At 71.6% G+C, this 16438-nt stretch carries 21 protein-coding genes; 15 read left to right on the forward strand and 6 right to left on the reverse strand.

The window, feature by feature from the left end:
- Positions 1-28: 28 nt before the first annotated feature.
- From HF577_RS13095 to HF577_RS13115, 5 genes are all read left to right on the forward strand, one after another.
- Entirely contained in the window at positions 29-913 is an 885-nt protein-coding gene (locus HF577_RS13095; RefSeq protein ID WP_169396089.1) for an AraC family transcriptional regulator, read from the forward strand.
- Between the two features lie 161 nt (positions 914-1074).
- Positions 1075-1470, forward strand: coding sequence for a GntR family transcriptional regulator (locus tag HF577_RS13100; protein ID WP_169396090.1), 396 nt, complete (start codon positions 1075-1077; stop codon positions 1468-1470).
- Entirely contained in the window at positions 1463-2344 is an 882-nt protein-coding gene (locus tag HF577_RS13105; protein ID WP_169396091.1) for an ATP-binding cassette domain-containing protein, read from the forward strand. The genes HF577_RS13100 and HF577_RS13105 overlap by 8 nt, the downstream gene beginning before the upstream one ends.
- On the forward strand, positions 2341-3303 hold the full coding sequence (locus HF577_RS13110) for a hypothetical protein (RefSeq protein WP_169396092.1): 963 nt from the start codon (positions 2341-2343) through the stop codon (positions 3301-3303). The genes HF577_RS13105 and HF577_RS13110 overlap by 4 nt, the downstream gene beginning before the upstream one ends.
- Positions 3304-3408: 105 nt before the next feature.
- On the forward strand, positions 3409-3750 hold the full coding sequence (locus HF577_RS13115) for a hypothetical protein (protein ID WP_169396093.1): 342 nt from the start codon (positions 3409-3411) through the stop codon (positions 3748-3750).
- Positions 3751-3753: 3 nt separating this feature from the next.
- Here the strand turns inward: HF577_RS13115 and HF577_RS13120 are convergent, their stop codons facing one another.
- Entirely contained in the window at positions 3754-4299 is a 546-nt protein-coding gene (locus tag HF577_RS13120; RefSeq protein ID WP_169396094.1) for a TetR/AcrR family transcriptional regulator, read from the reverse strand.
- Positions 4300-4424: 125 nt separating this feature from the next.
- Between HF577_RS13120 and HF577_RS13125 the strand changes: the two genes are divergently transcribed.
- The 5 genes from HF577_RS13125 (at position 4425) to HF577_RS13140 (ending at position 8413) form a co-directional block, all read left to right on the forward strand.
- A complete protein-coding gene (locus HF577_RS13125) occupies positions 4425-4838 on the forward strand; it encodes a hypothetical protein (RefSeq protein ID WP_169396095.1) in 414 nt (137 codons plus the stop codon).
- A gap of 34 nt (positions 4839-4872) precedes the next feature.
- Positions 4873-5712 (forward strand): oxidoreductase, encoded by an 840-nt coding sequence (locus HF577_RS13130; RefSeq protein ID WP_169396096.1) that lies wholly within the window; start codon positions 4873-4875, stop codon positions 5710-5712.
- Positions 5713-5937: 225 nt separating this feature from the next.
- Positions 5938-7068 carry a dimethylsulfone monooxygenase SfnG gene (gene sfnG / locus HF577_RS13135; RefSeq protein WP_169396097.1) on the forward strand — a complete coding sequence of 377 codons (1131 nt, stop codon included), beginning with the start codon at positions 5938-5940 and terminating at the stop codon, positions 7066-7068.
- A gap of 3 nt (positions 7069-7071) precedes the next feature.
- Positions 7072-7134 carry a putative leader peptide gene (locus HF577_RS40165; protein WP_407692206.1) on the forward strand — a complete coding sequence of 21 codons (63 nt, stop codon included), beginning with the start codon at positions 7072-7074 and terminating at the stop codon, positions 7132-7134.
- Between the two features lie 46 nt (positions 7135-7180).
- Positions 7181-8413: an acyl-CoA dehydrogenase family protein gene (locus HF577_RS13140; protein WP_169396098.1), complete on the forward strand. Its 1233-nt coding sequence runs from the start codon at positions 7181-7183 to the stop codon at positions 8411-8413.
- An 18-nt stretch (positions 8414-8431) separates the two neighbouring features.
- Here HF577_RS13140 and HF577_RS13145 read toward each other — a convergent pair whose 3' ends face one another.
- From HF577_RS13145 to HF577_RS13155, 3 genes are read right to left on the reverse strand one after another with little or no spacing between them, the layout of a single operon-like run.
- Positions 8432-8878, reverse strand: a complete 447-nt coding sequence (locus HF577_RS13145; RefSeq protein ID WP_169396099.1) for a nuclear transport factor 2 family protein — start codon at positions 8876-8878, stop codon at positions 8432-8434.
- A complete protein-coding gene (locus HF577_RS13150) occupies positions 8875-9981 on the reverse strand; it encodes a Gfo/Idh/MocA family protein (protein ID WP_211174204.1) in 1107 nt (368 codons plus the stop codon). Before HF577_RS13150 ends, HF577_RS13145 begins: the two co-directional genes overlap by 4 nt.
- Positions 9978-10964 carry an NADP-dependent oxidoreductase gene (locus HF577_RS13155; protein WP_169396100.1) on the reverse strand — a complete coding sequence of 329 codons (987 nt, stop codon included), beginning with the start codon at positions 10962-10964 and terminating at the stop codon, positions 9978-9980. Before HF577_RS13155 ends, HF577_RS13150 begins: the two co-directional genes overlap by 4 nt.
- Before the next feature lie 160 nt (positions 10965-11124).
- On the opposite strand from HF577_RS13155, the gene HF577_RS13160 reads away from it, so the two are divergent.
- Positions 11125-11493 carry a winged helix-turn-helix transcriptional regulator gene (locus tag HF577_RS13160; RefSeq protein WP_312859112.1) on the forward strand — a complete coding sequence of 123 codons (369 nt, stop codon included), beginning with the start codon at positions 11125-11127 and terminating at the stop codon, positions 11491-11493.
- Here the strand turns inward: HF577_RS13160 and HF577_RS13165 are convergent.
- Complete coding sequence (locus HF577_RS13165; RefSeq protein WP_169396102.1) at positions 11490-12179, reverse strand: ATP-binding protein; 690 nt, start codon at positions 12177-12179, stop codon at positions 11490-11492. The two genes, HF577_RS13160 and HF577_RS13165, sit on opposite strands and share 4 nt — an antisense overlap.
- 116 nt (positions 12180-12295) lie before the next feature.
- On the opposite strand from HF577_RS13165, the gene HF577_RS13170 reads away from it, so the two are divergent.
- Positions 12296-13003, forward strand: a complete 708-nt coding sequence (locus HF577_RS13170) for a hypothetical protein (RefSeq protein WP_169396103.1) — start codon at positions 12296-12298, stop codon at positions 13001-13003.
- Between the two features lie 113 nt (positions 13004-13116).
- Here the strand turns inward: HF577_RS13170 and HF577_RS13175 are convergent, their stop codons facing one another.
- On the reverse strand, positions 13117-13839 hold the full coding sequence (locus HF577_RS13175; RefSeq protein ID WP_246266310.1) for a hypothetical protein: 723 nt from the start codon (positions 13837-13839) through the stop codon (positions 13117-13119).
- Between the two features lie 496 nt (positions 13840-14335).
- Here HF577_RS13175 and HF577_RS13180 point away from each other — a divergent pair, with 496 nt between their 5' ends.
- Genes HF577_RS13180 through HF577_RS13190 form a run of 3 tightly spaced genes read left to right on the forward strand, consistent with a single transcriptional unit; the run spans position 14336 to position 16081 of the window.
- A complete protein-coding gene (locus tag HF577_RS13180; protein ID WP_169396112.1) occupies positions 14336-14872 on the forward strand; it encodes a sigma-70 family RNA polymerase sigma factor in 537 nt (178 codons plus the stop codon).
- A complete protein-coding gene (locus HF577_RS13185) occupies positions 14872-15591 on the forward strand; it encodes an anti-sigma factor family protein (protein WP_169396105.1) in 720 nt (239 codons plus the stop codon). The genes HF577_RS13180 and HF577_RS13185 overlap by 1 nt, the downstream gene beginning before the upstream one ends.
- A gap of 7 nt (positions 15592-15598) precedes the next feature.
- The gene (locus HF577_RS13190) at positions 15599-16081 is read left to right on the forward strand and encodes a GNAT family N-acetyltransferase (protein WP_169396106.1); all 483 of its coding nucleotides are present in this window, start codon (positions 15599-15601) and stop codon (positions 16079-16081) included.
- The last annotated feature ends 357 nt before the right edge of the window (positions 16082-16438 follow it).

Below are 16438 nucleotides of genomic sequence, written 5' to 3' on the forward strand. Positions count from 1 at the left end.
CCAGCACGGAGGTGGTTGGCTGCCACCCATGGACGCGCTGGGCCGGCTGCGCTCGCTGATCAGCCGTCACGCCGGTGAGGGCGTGACGCCCACGGCGTTGCCCGGCGTCGGCGTCATGGCCTCGGCCACGACCACCGAGCCCGTCGGGAGCATGGCCGAGCCGACGGTGGCGGTGGTCGTGCAAGGCGCCAAGAAGACCGTTCTCGGCGACCGCGTCTTCTCCTACGGCGCGGGCCAGTACCTCGTCGTCTCGGTCGACCTGCCGGTCACGGGCGCCATCACCCGCGCCTCCGCCGCCGAGCCCTTCCTCGCCTTGATCCTGCGTCTGGACCCGGGGGCGATCGCGGCGCTGCTGCGGGAGACCGCCGCGGCTGTGCGGCCCGGTCCGATACGCGGTATCGCGGTGAGCGACGCCGGACAAGCGCTGCTGGACGCGGCCGCCCGCCTGCTGGGTCTGCTGGAGCAGCCACAGGACGTCACCGCGCTGGCACCCGGCTATGAGCGCGAGATCCTCTGGCGTCTGGTCAGCGGCGAGCAGGGTGCGATGGTCCGCCAGATCGGCCTGGCCGACAGCCACCTGTCCCACCTGGGCCGCGCGATCTGCTGGCTGCGGGGCCACTACGACCAGACGATCCGGATCGAGGACCTGGCCGAGATGTCGGCGATGAGCGTCAGCTCCTTCCACCGCCACTTCCGGGCGGTCACCGAGATGACCCCGATCCAGTTCCAGAAGCAGGTCCGGCTGCAGGAGGCCCGGGCCCGCCTGATCGCCCAGCCCGGCACCGTCGCCGGTGTCGGGTTCGCGGTCGGCTACGACAGCCCGTCCCAGTTCAGCCGGGAGTACCGCCGGATGTTCGGCGTCTCACCGGGCCGCGACGCCGCCCGGATGCGCACGCGGTCGCCGGCCCGCTGAGGCGCCCCCCGAGGTTCAGGAAAGCCACTTTCAGGCCCTCTGCGGGCAGGAAAGTGGCTTTCCTGAACTCGGGTGCTCGGTTCCGGCGGCCGCCGAGCTTGACTCCGTCCGCTCGCATCACCATCATTCCACTAACTACTTAGTTGTTTGAGGGTGAGCGGGTGGAGTTCCGGATCGAGCGACGCTCGGGGGTGCCCACCTACCTGCAGATCGTCGCCCAGACGAAGCAGGCGCTGCGGCTCGGAGCGTTGCAGCCGGGTGACCGGCTGCCGACCGCGAAGGACGTGGTGAGCCGCACCGCGGTCAACCCCAACACGGTGCTCAAGGCCTACCGCGAGCTCGAACGTGAGGGTCTGGTGGAGCCCCGCCCCGGGCTCGGCACGTTCGTGCTGCGGTCCCTCGCCCGGCCCGGCTCGGAGGTCGACGCGCAGCTGCGGACCGACCTGGAGCAGTGGATGAGGCGGGCCACGGCCGCGGGGCTCGAGCACGAGGACATCGACGCGCTGGTCGCCGACGTCCGCGACCGGCACTTCCGAAGGGATGGCAGGGATGGGTGAGGGGGTCGTCCTACGGTTCGACGGGGTCGGCAAGCGTTTCCGACGGCGCTGGGCGCTGCGCGACTGCGCGCTGGAGCTGCCCCGCGGCCGGATCGCCGCGCTGGTCGGGCCCAACGGGGCCGGCAAGACCACCGCGTTCATGCTGGCCAGCGGGCTGATGCGCCCCACGAGCGGGCGGGTCGACGTGCTCGGCGTCGATCCCGGCCGCTCCGGGATGGCGGCGGGGGCGAGTTTCGTCGCTCAGGACAAGCCGCTCTACCGGGCTCTGCGGGTGGACGAGATGCTGCGCGCCGGGGCCGTGCTCAACGCGCGCGGCCGGTGGGACACGCCGTACGTGCTCCGGCTGGTCGACGAGGCCGGGGTCGGGCTCGGCGAGCGGGTCGGAGAGCTCTCGCCGGGGCAGCGGGCCCGTGTGGCGCTGGCGCTCGCGCTGGGGCGCCGGCCCGACCTGCTGCTTCTCGACGAGCCGCTGGCCGAGCTGGATCCGCTCGCCCGCAAGCAGGTGATGGCGACCCTGCTCGCCGAGGCCGCCGAGACCGGCACGACGGTGCTGCTGTCGTCCCACGTGATCGCCGACCTCGAGGACTCGTGCGACTACCTCGTCCTGCTCCGCGACGGCCGGGTCCGGCTCTGCGGCGAGGTCGAGGAGCTTCTCGCCGCGCACCGGCACCTCACCGGGCCGGCCGACAGCGCCGCCGATCCGGGCGCCGGGCACGTGGTGCACCGCTCGACCGTCGGACGGCAGACCACGGCCCTGATCCGCGACACCGAGGTGCCACCCGGGTTCCGGGCGGTCACACCGACACTGGACGACCTCGTCCTCGGCTACCTGCAGCAGGAACCTGCACCGACGAGCACCGGGAGCGCGGCATGACCTGGTTGGTCTGGCGCAGGCAACGCGCCGCACTGCTGCTCTGCGCGGCCCTGCTGGGCGGCACCGCGCTCGTCCTCGTCGCCGCGCGGCTGCTGCTCACCGGCGCCGCCGCCGAGCTCGGCGTCACCGCATGCCTGACGGACCGCGCGGTCGACTGCACCGACGGCGGTCGGCGCTACGAGCTCTACCAGTCCTTCCGCGGCTTCCAGGGTCCCGCGCGGGCGTGGCTGTGGGTCCTCGCCCCGATCGTCGGGATGATCGCCGGAGCCGGGCTGTTCGCACGCGAGTTCGAGCAGCGCACCCAGGTGTTCGCCCTGACGCAGGCAACCAGCCGGACCCGCTGGTGGGCCACCGGCATCGCGGTGACGCTCGTGCCGGTCCTCGTCGCCGTCGCCGGGCTGACGCTCGTCGCGTCGTGGGCCCTGGCACCGTTCGCGGTGCTCTACGAGCACTACCGCATCGAGCCGGTGGACTTCGACCTGTCCGGCGTGCTGCCGGTCGGCAGCGCCCTCCTCGCCTTCGCCATCGCGGCCGCAGCCGGGCTGTTGCTCCGCAACTCGCTCGCCACGATCGTCGTGACCGTCCTCGGCTGGACGCTGATCTTCTTCGTGGTCCTCTACGACCGGTACGACTATCTGCCCGCCGAAACCACCACCACCCCGCTCACCGACACGTGGCGTGGCTGGGACGGCGACACCGGGCCGGGCACCCTCCCGCGGGACTTCGGCTTCCTCGACGCCGCCGGCAACCGGATCGACCTGACCACCTTCTACCGTCACTGCCCGGTCCCGACCGACATGCGTGTCTGCGCGCCCACCATCGGCGCTGTCTCGGTCTACCGGGACTACCAGCCGGACTCGAACTACTGGCCGCTCCAGGGCATCACGACCGCCATCATGATCGTGCTCAGCGCCCTGACCCTCGCAGCCGGCAAACTCCGGCTCCGCCGAGTGGTCTGACCGCCGGCGCAGCCCCGCCCCGAGGTTCAGGAAAGCCACTTTCCTGCCCGCAGAGGGCCTGAAAGTGGCTTTCCTGAACTTGGGGTGCTCGGTCAGACTCCGCCGGTGACGCGGGCCGTGGGGTGGCTGGGGGTGGCGCTTCTCGGCGCGGTGCTCGCCGGCTGCGCCGCCGGACCGGTCCCGCCGGCACCCCCGCAGTTCAGCGCCACCCCGCCGCCGCCGGATCCCGTGACGGTGTGCGTCAACCAGCTCACCTACTGGGCCGCGGAGGATCTCCGCGGGGCTCCCGATCAGGGGTACGACTACCAGCACCGCGGGCTCAGCTCGCAGCAGGCCGACGCGCTGCGCGAGATCGTCGACGACGCCCGCGCCCTGGGCGACTCCCGCTCCGACGCCTTCGTGCCCGACCGCGTGCAGGCCGCATGCGCGTCGATCATCCCCCGCTAGTCGTCAGCGCCGGCCCACACCGACCAGCAGCGTGTCGACGACGAGGTCGGCGGCCTGCGGTGGCTCGACCCGCGGGAAGGCGTGGGCGACGGAGTCGACGAGCTGGTCCAGGACGGCACGGGTCCAACCGGGCGGCATGTCGGCTCGCAGGAGACCGTCGTCGGCCGCCCGCTGGAGGAACACGTCGAGCCGATGGCTCTGCTGCTCCCGGCGCGCGTGTGCCTCCGGGTCGGCACGCATCATCCGGCGCACGTCCACCGGCCACTCCCGGCTGACCGGGACGATGCCCTCCACGTAACGGTGCAGGGCCACCGCCACTGGCGCCTCGACGAGCCTGGCGTCGTCGAGCACGCGCTCGGCCGAGTCGAGCTTCGCCTGGAAGACGGCGGCGAGCAGGGCCTCCCGCGTGGTGAACCGTCGGTAGACGGTGCGCCGGTCGACCCCCGCCTCGGCCGCGATGGTGGCGATGCTCGTGGCCGGGTCCTCGGCGAGCAGCCGCGCTCCGGTGCGCAGGACGGCGTCGATGTTGCGCGCGGCATCAGCTCTCATGACAGGTCCAGCCTAGCGACGTGAGGCACCTCATGGAAAAGGGTCCTCGACCAAGTGGCATGAGACGTCCTTACTGCTACGTTGATGTGACAGTTACTGGGGTAGCGCATCAGGAGGGTCGGCAGATGTCCGCCGCGTTCGTCTTCATAGCCACCAACAAGATCCGAGAGGGCAGGCTGGCGGACGAGAAGCGGCGCGTACCCGGCTGGGTCGACTTCATCGAGGAGAACGAGCCGCGCCTCATCGCTTTCCACCAGTTCCTCAGCGGCGACGGCACCGAAGTCGAGTACGTCCAGGTCCATCCGGACAGCGACTCCTTCGAGCACCACATGCGGGTCCTCGCGGACGGATCGAACCTCTCCTACACCGAGACCCTCGAAGGCACCACGAACATCCGCATCTACGGACAACCCACCGCGACCATTCTCGAGATACTGCGCCGGGCAGTGGGACCGGACGTCCCCATCACTGTCCTGCCGACGCACCTCGGGGGCTTCACCCGGCAGGCGACGACAGAAGACGCCACATCGTCGGATTGACGCCATCCGATCCGGCAGAACAGGGGAACGAAGCATGACCAGGACATGGCTCATCACCGGCAGCTCGCGAGGCTTCGGCCGCGAGCTCGCCGTCGCCGCACTCGAGAAGGGGGACCAGGTGGTCGCCACCGCCCGCCGTCGCGAGCAGGTCGAGGACCTCGTACAGAGGTACGGCGACCGCGCCCGCTCGTTCGCCCTGGACGTCACCGATGCCGAGGCCGCGCGCGCCGCTGTGCAGTTCGCCGAGGACGAGTTCGGCCACCTCGACGTGGTTGCGAACAACGCGGGCTACGCGAACTCGTCGGCGATCGAGGAGACCCCGGACGAGGACTTCCGCGCGCAGGTCGAGGCCAACTTCTTCGGCGTCGTCAACGTCACGAAGGCCGCCCTGCCGGTACTGCGTGCACAGCGCTCCGGCCACTTCGTGCAGTTCTCCTCCGTTGGCGGGCGCGTGGGTGGTTCCCCGGGCGCCGCCGCGTACCAGGCCGCGAAGTTCGCCGTCGAAGGTTTCTCCGAGGTGCTCAACAACGAGGTGAAGCCGCTGGGCATCAAGGTCACCATCATCGAGCCGGGCGCGTTCCGCACCGACTGGGCGGGCTCGTCGATGCGCCTCGCCCCCGTCGGGCCTGACTACGAGGAGACCGTCGGGGCGATGAACCGCCGGCGCGCCGGTATGGACCGATCGGCACCGGGAGACCCCGCGCGTGGCGCCCGGATCATCGTCGATCTCGTCGACCTCGACGACCCACCGCTGCGGCTGCTCCTCGGCTCCGACGCGGTGGAGGCGGCCGAGCGGTCGTCCCGCTCCCGGGCCGCCGAGGCGGCGCAGTGGGCGCAGGTGAGCTGCTCAGCCGACTTTCCGCACGCTCGGTAGCAATTGTCCGGGCAGCGCGGAACACCGTCCCCTATCTGGGATTATGTGGCGCTCACCTGGGATGTGTGCTGTATTCGGAACGTGCCGCAGTCAGCCGCCCCGGGTCGTGTCCCGGCCGTGGCCTGCGCGCACCGTGTCGCACCGCGCTGTCCGGCTTGCTGACCTGCGGTCCACGCTCCGCCACAGCCCCCGCGCTCTTCCCTCGCATCGAGGAGTTGCCCCGCCATGTCCCACGCCGAACAGGCTCCGCTGAAGTTCGCCTACTGGGTGCCCAACGTCAGCGGCGGCCTCGTCACCAGCACCATCGAGCAGCGCACGGATTGGGGGTACGACTACAACCGGAAGCTCGCTCAGCTCGCCGAGGCGAACGGGTTCGAGTACGCACTGAGCCAGGTGCGCTACATCGCCAGCTACGGCGCCGCCTACCAGCACGAGTCCACGAGCTTCTCGCTCGCGCTCCTGCTCGCCACCGAGCGGCTCAAGGTCATCGCCGCCGTGCACCCCGGGCTCTGGCAGCCCGGCGTGCTCGCGAAGCTCATCTCCACGGCTGACCACCTCTCCGGGGGACGCGCCGCGGTGAACGTCGTGTCCGGCTGGTTCAAGGACGAGTTCACCAAACTCGGCGAGCCCTGGCTGGAGCACGACGAGCGCTACCGGCGCACCGAGGAGTTCATCCGGGTTCTGCGCGAGATCTGGACCAGCGACCACGCCGAGTTCCGCGGCGACTTCTACCGGCTGCACGACTTCGACCTGAAGCCGAAGCCCGTCGAGGTGCCCGGCAGACCACACCCGGAGATCTTCCAGGGCGGCAACTCCACCGCCGCCCGTCGCAACGGCGGCCGCGTGTCCGACTGGTACTTCTCCAACGGCAAGGACTACGACGGGTTCGCCGAGCAGGTGCAGGAGGTCAACGGGCACGCCGCCGACGCCGGGCGCCTCGGGCAGGTGCGGTTCGGTCTCAACGGCTTCCTCATCGCCCGCGACTCGGAACGGGAGGCGCGCGAGACCCTGCACGAGATCATCGCGAAGGCCGACGCGGTGGCGGTCGAAGGCTTCCGAGGGGCCGTGCAGCAGGCCGGATCGTCCACATCGGACAAGCGCGGAATGTGGGCGGACTCGTCCTTCGACGACCTCGTCCAGTACAACGACGGCTTCCGCACCCAGCTGATCGGCACGCCGGAGCAGATCGCCGACCGGGCGATCGAGTACAAGCGCCGCGGGGCCGACCTGCTGCTGCTCGGCTTCCTGCACTACCACGAGGAGGTCGAGTACTTCGGCCGTCACGTGCTCCCGATCATCCGGGAGAAGGAGGCGGAGCTCGACGCCCGCGAGCTGAGCACGTCGAGCACCCGCTGAGCCGTGGTCCTCACCCGGCGCAGGCACATCGACCTCCTCCGGGTCGCGTCCAGCGGCTGTCGCTGACCGAAGCGACTGCCGCCCCAGGACGCCGACCACGAGAGGAACGACCATGACAACGCTCGAGAACCGTCCGACCACCACACCGGACTGGGCGGCCCTGCCCGCTCCGGCCTCCCCCGACGAATGGCTGGCCCGCGCCCGCGAGGTGCGCACGATCCTCGCCACCGACGCGGCCGCCCGCGACCAGGCAGGCGCCACCCCCTACGCCGAGATCGCCCTGCTCAAGGACTCCGGGCTCGTCACCCTGCTCGGCCCGGTCGAGCGCGGGGGCGGCGGGCAGGAGTGGCCGCTCGCCTACCGGGTGGTGCGCGAGGTGGCCGCGGGAGACGGGTCGATCGGCCAGCTGCTCGGCTACCACTACCTGTGGTTCTGGGCCGCGCGGCTGGTGGGCACCCCCGAGCAGATCGCGGCCGTGGAGGCCGACGCCACCCGCAACCGCTGGTTCTTCGGCGGCGCCGTGAACCAGCGCGACGCCGACGTGGTGATCCGCGACGACGGCGACCACATCGTCTACAACGGACGGAAGTCGTTCTCGACGGGGAACAAGGTCTCGGACGTCACCGTGCTGGAGGGCGTGCTGGACGGCACCGACACGCACGTCTTCGCCATCGTGCCGAGCGACCAGCCGGGCATCACCTTCCACGACGACTGGGACAACATCGGCCAGCGGCTCACCGAGAGCGGCAGCGTCACGATCAGCGAGGTCCACGTGCCGTGGGGTGCCGCTGCGGGCTTCGTGGACAAGGCGTTCCAGCCGCGCGTCTACAACACCCTGAACGTCCCGACGATCCAGCTCGTGTTCGTCAGCTTCTACCTGGGCATCGCCCGCGGCGCCCTGGAGACCGCGGTGGGGTACACCAGGACGCAGACGCGGGCGTGGCTGCACGGCGGGCACGAGCGCGCGGTCGAGGAGCCGTACCAGCTGGACCTGTGCGGCGACCTCGCGTCCAAGCTGTGGGCCGTCGAGGCACTCGCCGACCAGGTGGCAGAGGAGGGCCTGGCCATCCACCGCGACGCGGCGAACGTCACCGAGCGGCAGCGCGGCGAGCACGAGGTCCGGGTGGCCGCGGTGAAGGCGAGGGCCACGGACGTGGCGCTGGAGGTCACCAGCCGGGTGCTGGAGGGCACCGGGGCCCGCTCGACGACGCGGGCGCTGGGCTTCGACCGGTTCTGGCGCAACGTCCGGACCCACACCCTGCACGACCCGGTGTTCTACAAGCGCCGCGAGGTGGGGGCGTACCTGCTGAAGGACGAGCTCCCCGAGCCCACCTGGTACAGCTGACCGGCCGGGTCGGCCTGCTCAGACGTCGGGAACGCCGCCGCTGAGCAGGTCGACCCGCAGGCGGGTCAGTGTCATGGCCTCGATGTGCCAGCGACCGTCGACCCGCCGGTACTGCTCGTGGTAGTGGCCGTAGCCGTCCATTCCGCGCGGCTCCCCGCCGTCCTCGGGGAATCGGAGCAGGTCGTGCATCGCCCAGATGCCGGTGGCGGTGTCCGGGCCGGTGATGACGATCTCGGGCATGCCCCCGGTGTGCACGGTGGAGGCGTCCTCGATCCACCTACGCGTGACGGTGACGAACTCGTCGAGAGCCATCGCGACGCCGCCGGCCTCGATGCGGGCGTCCGCCGTGAACAGCCCGCGCCAGGCGTCCCAGTCCTTGGTGTCGAGGAGGCGGAAGTAACGGGCCTTCAGCTGCTTGATCTCCTCGACGTCCACCAAGCGCCGATACAGGTTTTCCTCGCTCATCCGACCTGCACCGCCCGTTCCGGCGCGGTCGCTGCCGTGATCGTGTCGAGGAAGGCGTGCATCCGGACCGCAGCCGCGAAGTCGGGCACCTCGTTCCGGTTCTCCCGGAGGTCGCGGGCCAGCGCGGCGTACAGCCCCCCGACGGCCCGCGCCGGGGGCGTCGGGATCGCGGCGACCTCCGGGTCGTCGGGCACCGGCTGCGCGAGCTCCTTGACCACCGTCGCCGTGCCGCTGCCGCCGGCGAGGACGAGCTGGGTGGCCTGGATGTTGCCGTTGGCGAGCGGCGAGGTCAGTACGAGGTCGCCGTCGGTGCCGTTGATCTCCCAGCGCAGGTTCTCACCACGGGACACTCCCCCGCGGTAGTAGGCGGACACCACGGCGCCGGAGCGGAGAGTTCCCGTCAGCGCGATGTGGTCGGGCGTGGTGACGGGCACGTCCGTACCGTCGTCGACGATCCGCACGGTGGCGCGGCGGACCGCAGCGGTCGCTGTGACGCGGGTGAGCTCGCCGAGCGTGAACGCGATGGCATCGAGGCCGTAGGCGGCCGACGCGGTCAGCGGGGTCACGCCGTTGGCGGCATCGAAGAGGTAGGTCTGCCCGCGGTGGGTGGTCGCCCCCCAGGACGTCCCGGAGCCCACGATCGTCGTGCCGAGCACGTCCCCGACGTAACCGGCATCGACGAGCTCCCGGATCCTGCGGACCTCCGGCACGAACCTGCTCTGCAGGCCGACGGCGGTGCGGACACCGGCGGCGTCGGCACGGGCGGCGAGGTCCCGGGCCTGTGCGAGGTCGGTGCCCAGCGGCCACTCGCTGTAGACCATCCTTCCGGCCGCGAGAGCCGCGCTGACCAGGGCGTGATGCTCCGGCACCTTGACCGCCACCACGACCAGGTCCACGTCGGGGTGGGTGATCAGGTCGGCCGCGTTGTCGAAGGCGTCCACCCCGAACGTGGCCGCGGCGGCGTCCGCCGACGCGCGGCGGCTGGTGCTGACGGCGCGCAGCTCGTAGGCCGACAGTGCCTGCAATGCGGGGACGTGGACGTTCGCCGCCCAGCTGGTGGGTCCCGGGCTGGCCCCGATGATGCCGACTCCGATGGTGTTCACACGTTCTCCTGGTTCTGATGGCCGAATTCGAGGACCTGGCGGCCGCGGACGCCACCTGCCTCGAGGGCCCTGTGAGCGTCGGCGGCTCGCTCCGGCGGGAAGGTGCCGGCGACCCGCAGGGACAGCGCCCCCTGTTCGGCGAGGCGACCCAGCTGTTCGAGCTTGTCGCGGGCATGGCCGTACTGCGGGACGTACACCTCGTGGACCGTGACCCCGTTCGGCAGGCCCGCGAGCAGGTCGGTGCCGGGTTCCCCCGTGCTGCGCAACAGCGCCAGCGCGCCGCCCGGACGGATGGCGGGCAGCACAGCGGTGCCGAGCAGCGCGGCGTCGATCACCGCGTCGACGCCGTCCGGGGCGGCGGCGCGGAAGCGTTCCGCGACGTCGGCCCCACGGGCGACGACGACGTCGGCCCCGAGTCGCCGCACGAGCTCCTCGTCGGACGGCGAGGCGTCGGCCAGCACGCGCAGCCCGTCGGCCTTGGCGAGCTGAACGGCGTACCCACCGACGGCCCCCGCGGCTCCGGTCACCGCGACCGTGCGCCCAGGTGGCAGCCGGAGCATGTCGAGAGCCAGGCGCGCGGTGAGCCCGTTCAGCGGGAGCGTCGCCGCCTCCGCGTGGCTGCTCCCGGCCGGTGCGTGCGCCACCTGGTCCGCGTCGAGCACGATGTACTCGGCGTAGGCACCACCGGAGGGTTCGATCGGGGTCACGATCGCCATGACCCGGTCGCCGACCCGCAGGTCGGTCTGCGTGCCCGGACCGATCTCGTCCAGGACGCCCGCCGCGTCCTGGCCGGGGCGGTAGGGCGGGTCGAGCTCGGTCAGCAGATGGTCGACCACGCCCGCCCGCAGCAACGTGTCGGCCGGGTTGACGGCGGCGGCGTGCACCCGGATCCGGACCTGCCCCGGCCCGGCGTGCGGTTCGGGAAGCTCGACGACCCGCAGGACCTCGGGCCCCCCGTACCGCTCGACACCTACTGCTCTCACGACGGTCTCCAGTACCTGGTCAGCCGCCAGGTATCTGATTGATACTGGCCCCATGAGTCTCAGCTCCGCCGGACCGTCGCCACAAGAAGGCAGTTCGACCTGCCCAGGTACCCCCGAGGGAACCACCCCGGCCGCCGGAGGCCCCCCGACGTGCGCGGGTGTGGCGCCCGAGCTCGTCCGCAGCGTGCTGGAACGCATCGGGGACAAGTGGTCGGTGATCGTCATCTGCCGGCTGGGGCCCGAACCACGGCGGTTCAACGAGCTGCGCAGGCTCGTCGACGGCATCACCCAGCGGATGCTGACCGCGACCCTGCGCGGCCTGGAGCGCGACGGGCTCGTGACCCGCTCGGTCTTCCCCACCGTCCCGCTGCGGGTCGAGTACGCCCTCACCGACTCCGGCCGCACCCTGCTGGACGTCGTCCAGGCCCTCGTCGGCTGGGCGGGCGCGAACGCGGAGACGGTGCACGTCGCACGCACGGAGTTCGACCGGCGGGCCCGCGAGCAGCCGCAGCCGGTCGGCGCAGGCTAGAGCGACGAGAGTGCGTGGCCGCGGGCGAGCAGCCGCTCGCTGGTCAGCATGATCTCCCGCGCGCGCACGTTCGCGGCGCCGGCGTCCGCGACGGCGGCAGCGGACCGGCTCCGCGCTTCCGCCGCCCGGCGGATGAGCACGGCCCGCCGGTGGCGCCGGTCGCCGGTCACCCGGTCGACGGCCGGGCACGCGACCCCCGTCGGGGCCCGGCGGAGCAGTGCCCTGGATCGCGAGCCGGGCAGCGGGACGGGACAGCTCGTGATCGTCACGACGGTGCCGTCGGTGCCGGTACGGAGGCCGAGGTCGGCCACGCACTCCCGCATCAGGGTGAGACCGTGGCCCCGGAACCCGGAGTCCGCGCGTGCGGTGCGCCAGCGACCCCAGTCGCGTACGACGAGAACGACGAACCGCCCGCGGCGTTCCGCGTGGAGCCCGCCGACGACCTCGACGTCGCCCGCCGGTACGGACGAGTACCCGTGCTCCACCGCGTTGGTGCACGCCTCACTGACCGCGAACACGACGTCGTCGCGGTCGGCGTCGGGCCACCAGAGCCCGCGCAGCCATCCGTCGATCTCGGCTCGGACGACCCGCAGCGCGGCAGGCTCCGCGTGCAGCCGCAGCGCGAGCCCGGCCGCGCCTGCCTGCCCGGACGCAACACCGTGGCCGGAACCGTCCGAGTCAGTCACGCGAGCAAGGATGACGGGAACTGCGCGTTCCCACCACGACCTCGGCCGCACAGGTCGCACGACCGGTCGGCAGAGGTGCACCATGGCACGCGTCAGCGTCAGGGAGGAGCAGACGCATGGACTGCAGCGGCACGCCGGCCGGTTCCTCCGCTCCCGCCGAGCGCAGGGACGACGCGGCGGCCGATCGGGACAACGCCGCCGATGAGCGTGACCTCTCCTCGGCCCGGCGGGACCGCACGGCCGAGGCCCGCGACGAGCACGCCGAGGACCGGGACGTGGCCGCCCGCGAGCACCGCAGCGAGCTCTGCGGCCGGCTCTGGGACATCCGCCGGCAGATCGTCGAACGCCTGCGGCGGATCGAGGACACCGACATCGACCCGGCCGCGTGGCAGAACCTCACCCCGGCGGCCCTGGCGCAGCTGCGCGACCACGCCGCCGAGCAGGGACGGCTCGCCTCGCTCGACCGCGCCGCCGTCTCGTCCCTCATCGACGAGATCCTCACGGAGGTGGGGCCGGGTCACGACGAGCACCGGGCCGCTGCTGCCGACCGCACCGGCTCGGCGGCCGACCGCACCGCCTCCGCCCAGGACCGCACCGCCTCGGCGGGCGACCGCGACCTCGCCGCGGTCGACCGCGACCAGTCGGCGATCGAACGGGCCCAGGTGGACCCGCCCGAGGTCGCCGCGTCCGCGGACCCTTTCGCCGAGTCCCATCTGGACGACTGGTCGGAAGCGGTCGAGACGTCCCGGCAGCGGATCGCCGACAGCCGCGAGACCCTTGCCCGCTCCCACCGGACCACCGGGCCCGGCCACGGCGGCCCCTGAACACGCGGCAGTGCCCCGGTGGGCTGCATCACCACCGGGGCACTGGCCTGACGAGCGACCACGAGGGCAGGTCCGGGCGGCTCGGCGACGCCGACCGCCCGGACCCCTGTCGCTCAGTAGCCCCCGGAGCCGCCGGAGGAGGACTGCTGCTGTCCGCTGCCGGATCCCGGCTGGGTGCCCGCTGCCGCCGGCTCCTGCGTGGCCGCGGTCTTGCCGCCCTTCGGGTTCACCGCGAACCAGGTGCCGCCCACGCCCTGACCCTTGATGTCGCCGGGCTGCTGGTCCTTGGAGAAGTAGTAGATCGGCCAGCCGGCGATGGTCACCTGGCAGGTGCCGTCGGGACGCTCGACGTAGCCGACGGTCTTGGCGTCGAGACCGACGGTGTAGATGTCACCGGGGGACTTCACCAGCAGCGGCGGCCAGGTCGTCGCGCAGTCGCCCGTGCAGTTCGACTTCGACGGCTTCGCGGTGTCCTTGTCGAAGCGGTACAGGGTCATGCCGGAGCTGTCGCTGACGTACGGGCCGATCTGGGTGTTCGCGATCACCTGCAGCTGGATCGTGTTCGACGCGTGGTCGGTCGGCGGGGTGATCGCCGCGGTCGACGCCCCGGTGTAGATCTTGACCTTGCCCTGGGTGCGGGTGATGGTGGGTGCCTCGGTGGCGATGACCTGTCCGAACTGCTGCTGCGTCTGGTCCGGTGCCTGCTGCTCGGCGGAGGGCGGTGCGGCCGCTGCCGGCAGTGCAGCGGGCGGGGCGGCCGCGGTGCCGCAGGCAGCCAGCGCCGCGAGGCCCACGGCGGCGATGACGGCATGCCGGGCGACGGAGCGGAGCATCATGGTGAGTTCCTCGGGGAGATCTGCGGGCCGGTCGCTCCGACCCGTTCGGAGTAACACACGGATCCGTGCCGCATTGCGGTTCCGGCATTCGGGGTGATCCATGACACCCCTCGGAGAACGAACCGGCCTGCACCCGAGGACGTATTCCATGGAAGGTCGGGAGTTCGGTGTGCCGTAGCCCGTCTGCGGCTCTCCGGCGATGGATGAGCCTCCGAAGATCCGGCAAAGAAGATTTGAACCTCACCGCCGTAGGCGACGTGTGGGGGGTGGCCGGTGCTCCGGTCCCAGTTCCGAGTTGAGGGGTTCGATCCATGACGAGGCTCCCGGCGCCCACCCCGGCCGCGCCGCCCGTCCCGGCCGCCGCCGGCGTTCGACGAAGACGCCACCACCCTCCAGATCCCCCGGGTGGGCGGACGAACATCACGATGGCCGTCGGTACGACGTGCGGGGTACCCACGTCGTGGGTGGCGGGGAAAGGGACACGTGCGTGGTCGGGATGAGGACGAGGCGGCCGGTGGGAGCCGACGAGGCACTCGTGCGGTCCCTGTTCGACGAGCACGGGAAGGCGATGCTCGCGTATGCCACGAGGCTCACCAATGACCGCGCCGCCGCCGAGGACATCGTCCAGGAGGCTCTCGTGAGAGCGTGGCGCAATCCGGACGTCCTGGTGAACGGGAAGGGCTCGGTGCGCGGCTGGTTGCTGACCGTGGTCCGCAACATCGTCACGGACCGGGTGCGGGCACGCAACGCGCGGCCCGCCGAGGTGGCCGAGTCACCCACCACGGGTCCTGTCGAGAGGGATCACGCGGACCGCGTGGTCGACAGCATGGTGGTGCTCGACGTGCTCGGACGGCTCTCCGTCGAGCACCGGGAGGTGCTCGAGCAGGTGTACCTCCAGGGCCGGTCGGTCGACGAGACCGCGAAGGAGCTGGGCATCCCGGCAGGCACCGTGAAGTCCCGATCGCATTACGCGCTGAGGGCACTGCGCCAGATGTTTCCCGAACGGCGGCTAGGGATGGAAGGAGCAGCCTGATGAGTGCGGAGCGTGACCATGCGGACGTCGATTCCTACGTCGCCGACGAACTGACCCCGGACGAGATCCGGGCCGTCGAGGAACACCTCGAGACGTGCACCGAGTGCCGGGAGGAGGCGGCCGTGCTCCGGGAACTCCAACAGCTATTGGCGGACATGCCGCCCGAGGTGCTGCTCGACGGACCTCCGGATGACGCGGACCTCCTGCTGCAACGCACCCTCCGGCAGGTGAGAACCGAGTCATCAGCGGCAGAGGGCAAGCGCAGACACCTGGCCGCCGCGGCCGCCGCGGCCGTGGCGGCCGTCGCGCTTGTCGGGGGTGTACTCGTCGGTCGCGTCACCCTGGGCGAGCAGACGGTCATCGCCGCGGCACCGCCCGCCTCCACCACCCAGCCGGCTGCGCCGGTCCAGGCCGGCATCCGGTACGCGAGCGCGCTCGATCCCGGCACCGGCGCACGGTTGACGGCCGCGATCACGCCGGCAGCCGGATGGGTGCGGGTCAACGTGGCGGTCACCGGCATACCGGCTGGGGAGCGCTGTCAGCTGATCGTCATCGGCAAGGACGGCAGCAGGGAGATGGCGGGCGGGTGGCTCGTGTCCGCGCAGAGCGCCACCGGAGGCACCACGCTCGACGGGTCGGCGTTGATCGCTCCCGACGACGTCGCGGGAGTGGCCGTCCAGAACACCGCCGGGAAGCAGTTCGTCGAGGCGAAGGTCTGACCGGCACATGACGACGGATCGGCCCTTCGTGCCCGAGGGATTCACGGTCCCGCGGGAGCTTCTCGCCCCGCGGTTCCGGTTGGAGCCCCTCGGGCCGGAGCACAACGAGGCCGATCTCGCCGCCTGGACCAGCAGCATCGAGCACATCCGGGCCACGCCGGGGTTCGCGGGCCGGGACTGGCCTCCGGCCACCGGCATGACCCCGGAGGCGAATCTCGCCGACCTGCGCGGTCACGCGCAGGACTTCGCCCGGCGCAGTGGTTTCACCTACACCGTCATCGAGCCCGCCGGTGGTGACGTGATCGGGTGCGTCTACATCTACCCCGCGCGCGGAGCCGACTTCGACACCGTGGTGCGCTGCTGGGTGCGGGCCGACCGGGCCGAGCTGGATCACCCCTTGTACGAGGCCGTGGCGCACTGGATCGCCGCGGACTGGCCGCTGGGACGGATCGACTTCCCGGGGCGCCCCCACCCGTCCGGGCGCTCGTAATGGTCCCGGGACGAATCGCTTCGGTGAGATTCCGGACGCATTCGTAGATCAGGTCGTCGAGTACGCGCGCATCGATTGGGTGACGCCGTTGCGGCCCGCAACGTCCGGTTCTAACATCCCTTCACCTGCGCCGGGGTGAGTAATTGCCGGATCAGACGGCGTAGGCAGTTCTCCGTTGTCCTCAGCCGCAGAGAAATGGATCCGACGGCCGCCCGAGGCGGCCCGAATGGGTGATCCCGGCTTCTCGGAAGAGCAGGAGATCCACATGACCACACCGGATGAGACGGGCGCCGCGAGAACCGGGGTCGACCCTCGGGCTGGGCAGGGCGGGCTGCCGGAGCAGGGAGCCCCCTGCCT

Origin of the sequence: Pseudonocardia xinjiangensis (assembly GCF_012911925.1) — a bacterium.
GTDB classification, from domain to species: Bacteria; Actinomycetota; Actinomycetes; order Mycobacteriales; family Pseudonocardiaceae; genus Pseudonocardia; species Pseudonocardia xinjiangensis.

Coding starts and splice junctions, on each gene's coding strand:
- HF577_RS13095 (WP_169396089.1), top strand. CDS start 29: ATGGACGCGCTGGGCCGGCTGCGCTCGCTGATCAGCCGTCACGCCGGT.
- HF577_RS13105 (WP_169396091.1), top strand. CDS start 1,463: ATGGGTGAGGGGGTCGTCCTACGGTTCGACGGGGTCGGCAAGCGTTTC.
- HF577_RS13110 (WP_169396092.1), top strand. CDS start 2,341: ATGACCTGGTTGGTCTGGCGCAGGCAACGCGCCGCACTGCTGCTCTGC.
- HF577_RS13120 (WP_169396094.1), bottom strand. CDS start 4,299: ATGAGAGCTGATGCCGCGCGCAACATCGACGCCGTCCTGCGCACCGGA.
- HF577_RS13125 (WP_169396095.1), top strand. CDS start 4,425: ATGTCCGCCGCGTTCGTCTTCATAGCCACCAACAAGATCCGAGAGGGC.
- HF577_RS13130 (WP_169396096.1), top strand. CDS start 4,873: ATGACCAGGACATGGCTCATCACCGGCAGCTCGCGAGGCTTCGGCCGC.
- sfnG (WP_169396097.1), top strand. CDS start 5,938: ATGTCCCACGCCGAACAGGCTCCGCTGAAGTTCGCCTACTGGGTGCCC.
- HF577_RS13140 (WP_169396098.1), top strand. CDS start 7,181: ATGACAACGCTCGAGAACCGTCCGACCACCACACCGGACTGGGCGGCC.
- HF577_RS13145 (WP_169396099.1), bottom strand. CDS start 8,878: ATGAGCGAGGAAAACCTGTATCGGCGCTTGGTGGACGTCGAGGAGATC.
- HF577_RS13170 (WP_169396103.1), top strand. CDS start 12,296: ATGGACTGCAGCGGCACGCCGGCCGGTTCCTCCGCTCCCGCCGAGCGC.
- HF577_RS13175 (WP_246266310.1), bottom strand. CDS start 13,839: ATGATGCTCCGCTCCGTCGCCCGGCATGCCGTCATCGCCGCCGTGGGC.
- HF577_RS13180 (WP_169396112.1), top strand. CDS start 14,336: ATGAGGACGAGGCGGCCGGTGGGAGCCGACGAGGCACTCGTGCGGTCC.
- HF577_RS13185 (WP_169396105.1), top strand. CDS start 14,872: ATGAGTGCGGAGCGTGACCATGCGGACGTCGATTCCTACGTCGCCGAC.
- HF577_RS13190 (WP_169396106.1), top strand. CDS start 15,599: ATGACGACGGATCGGCCCTTCGTGCCCGAGGGATTCACGGTCCCGCGG.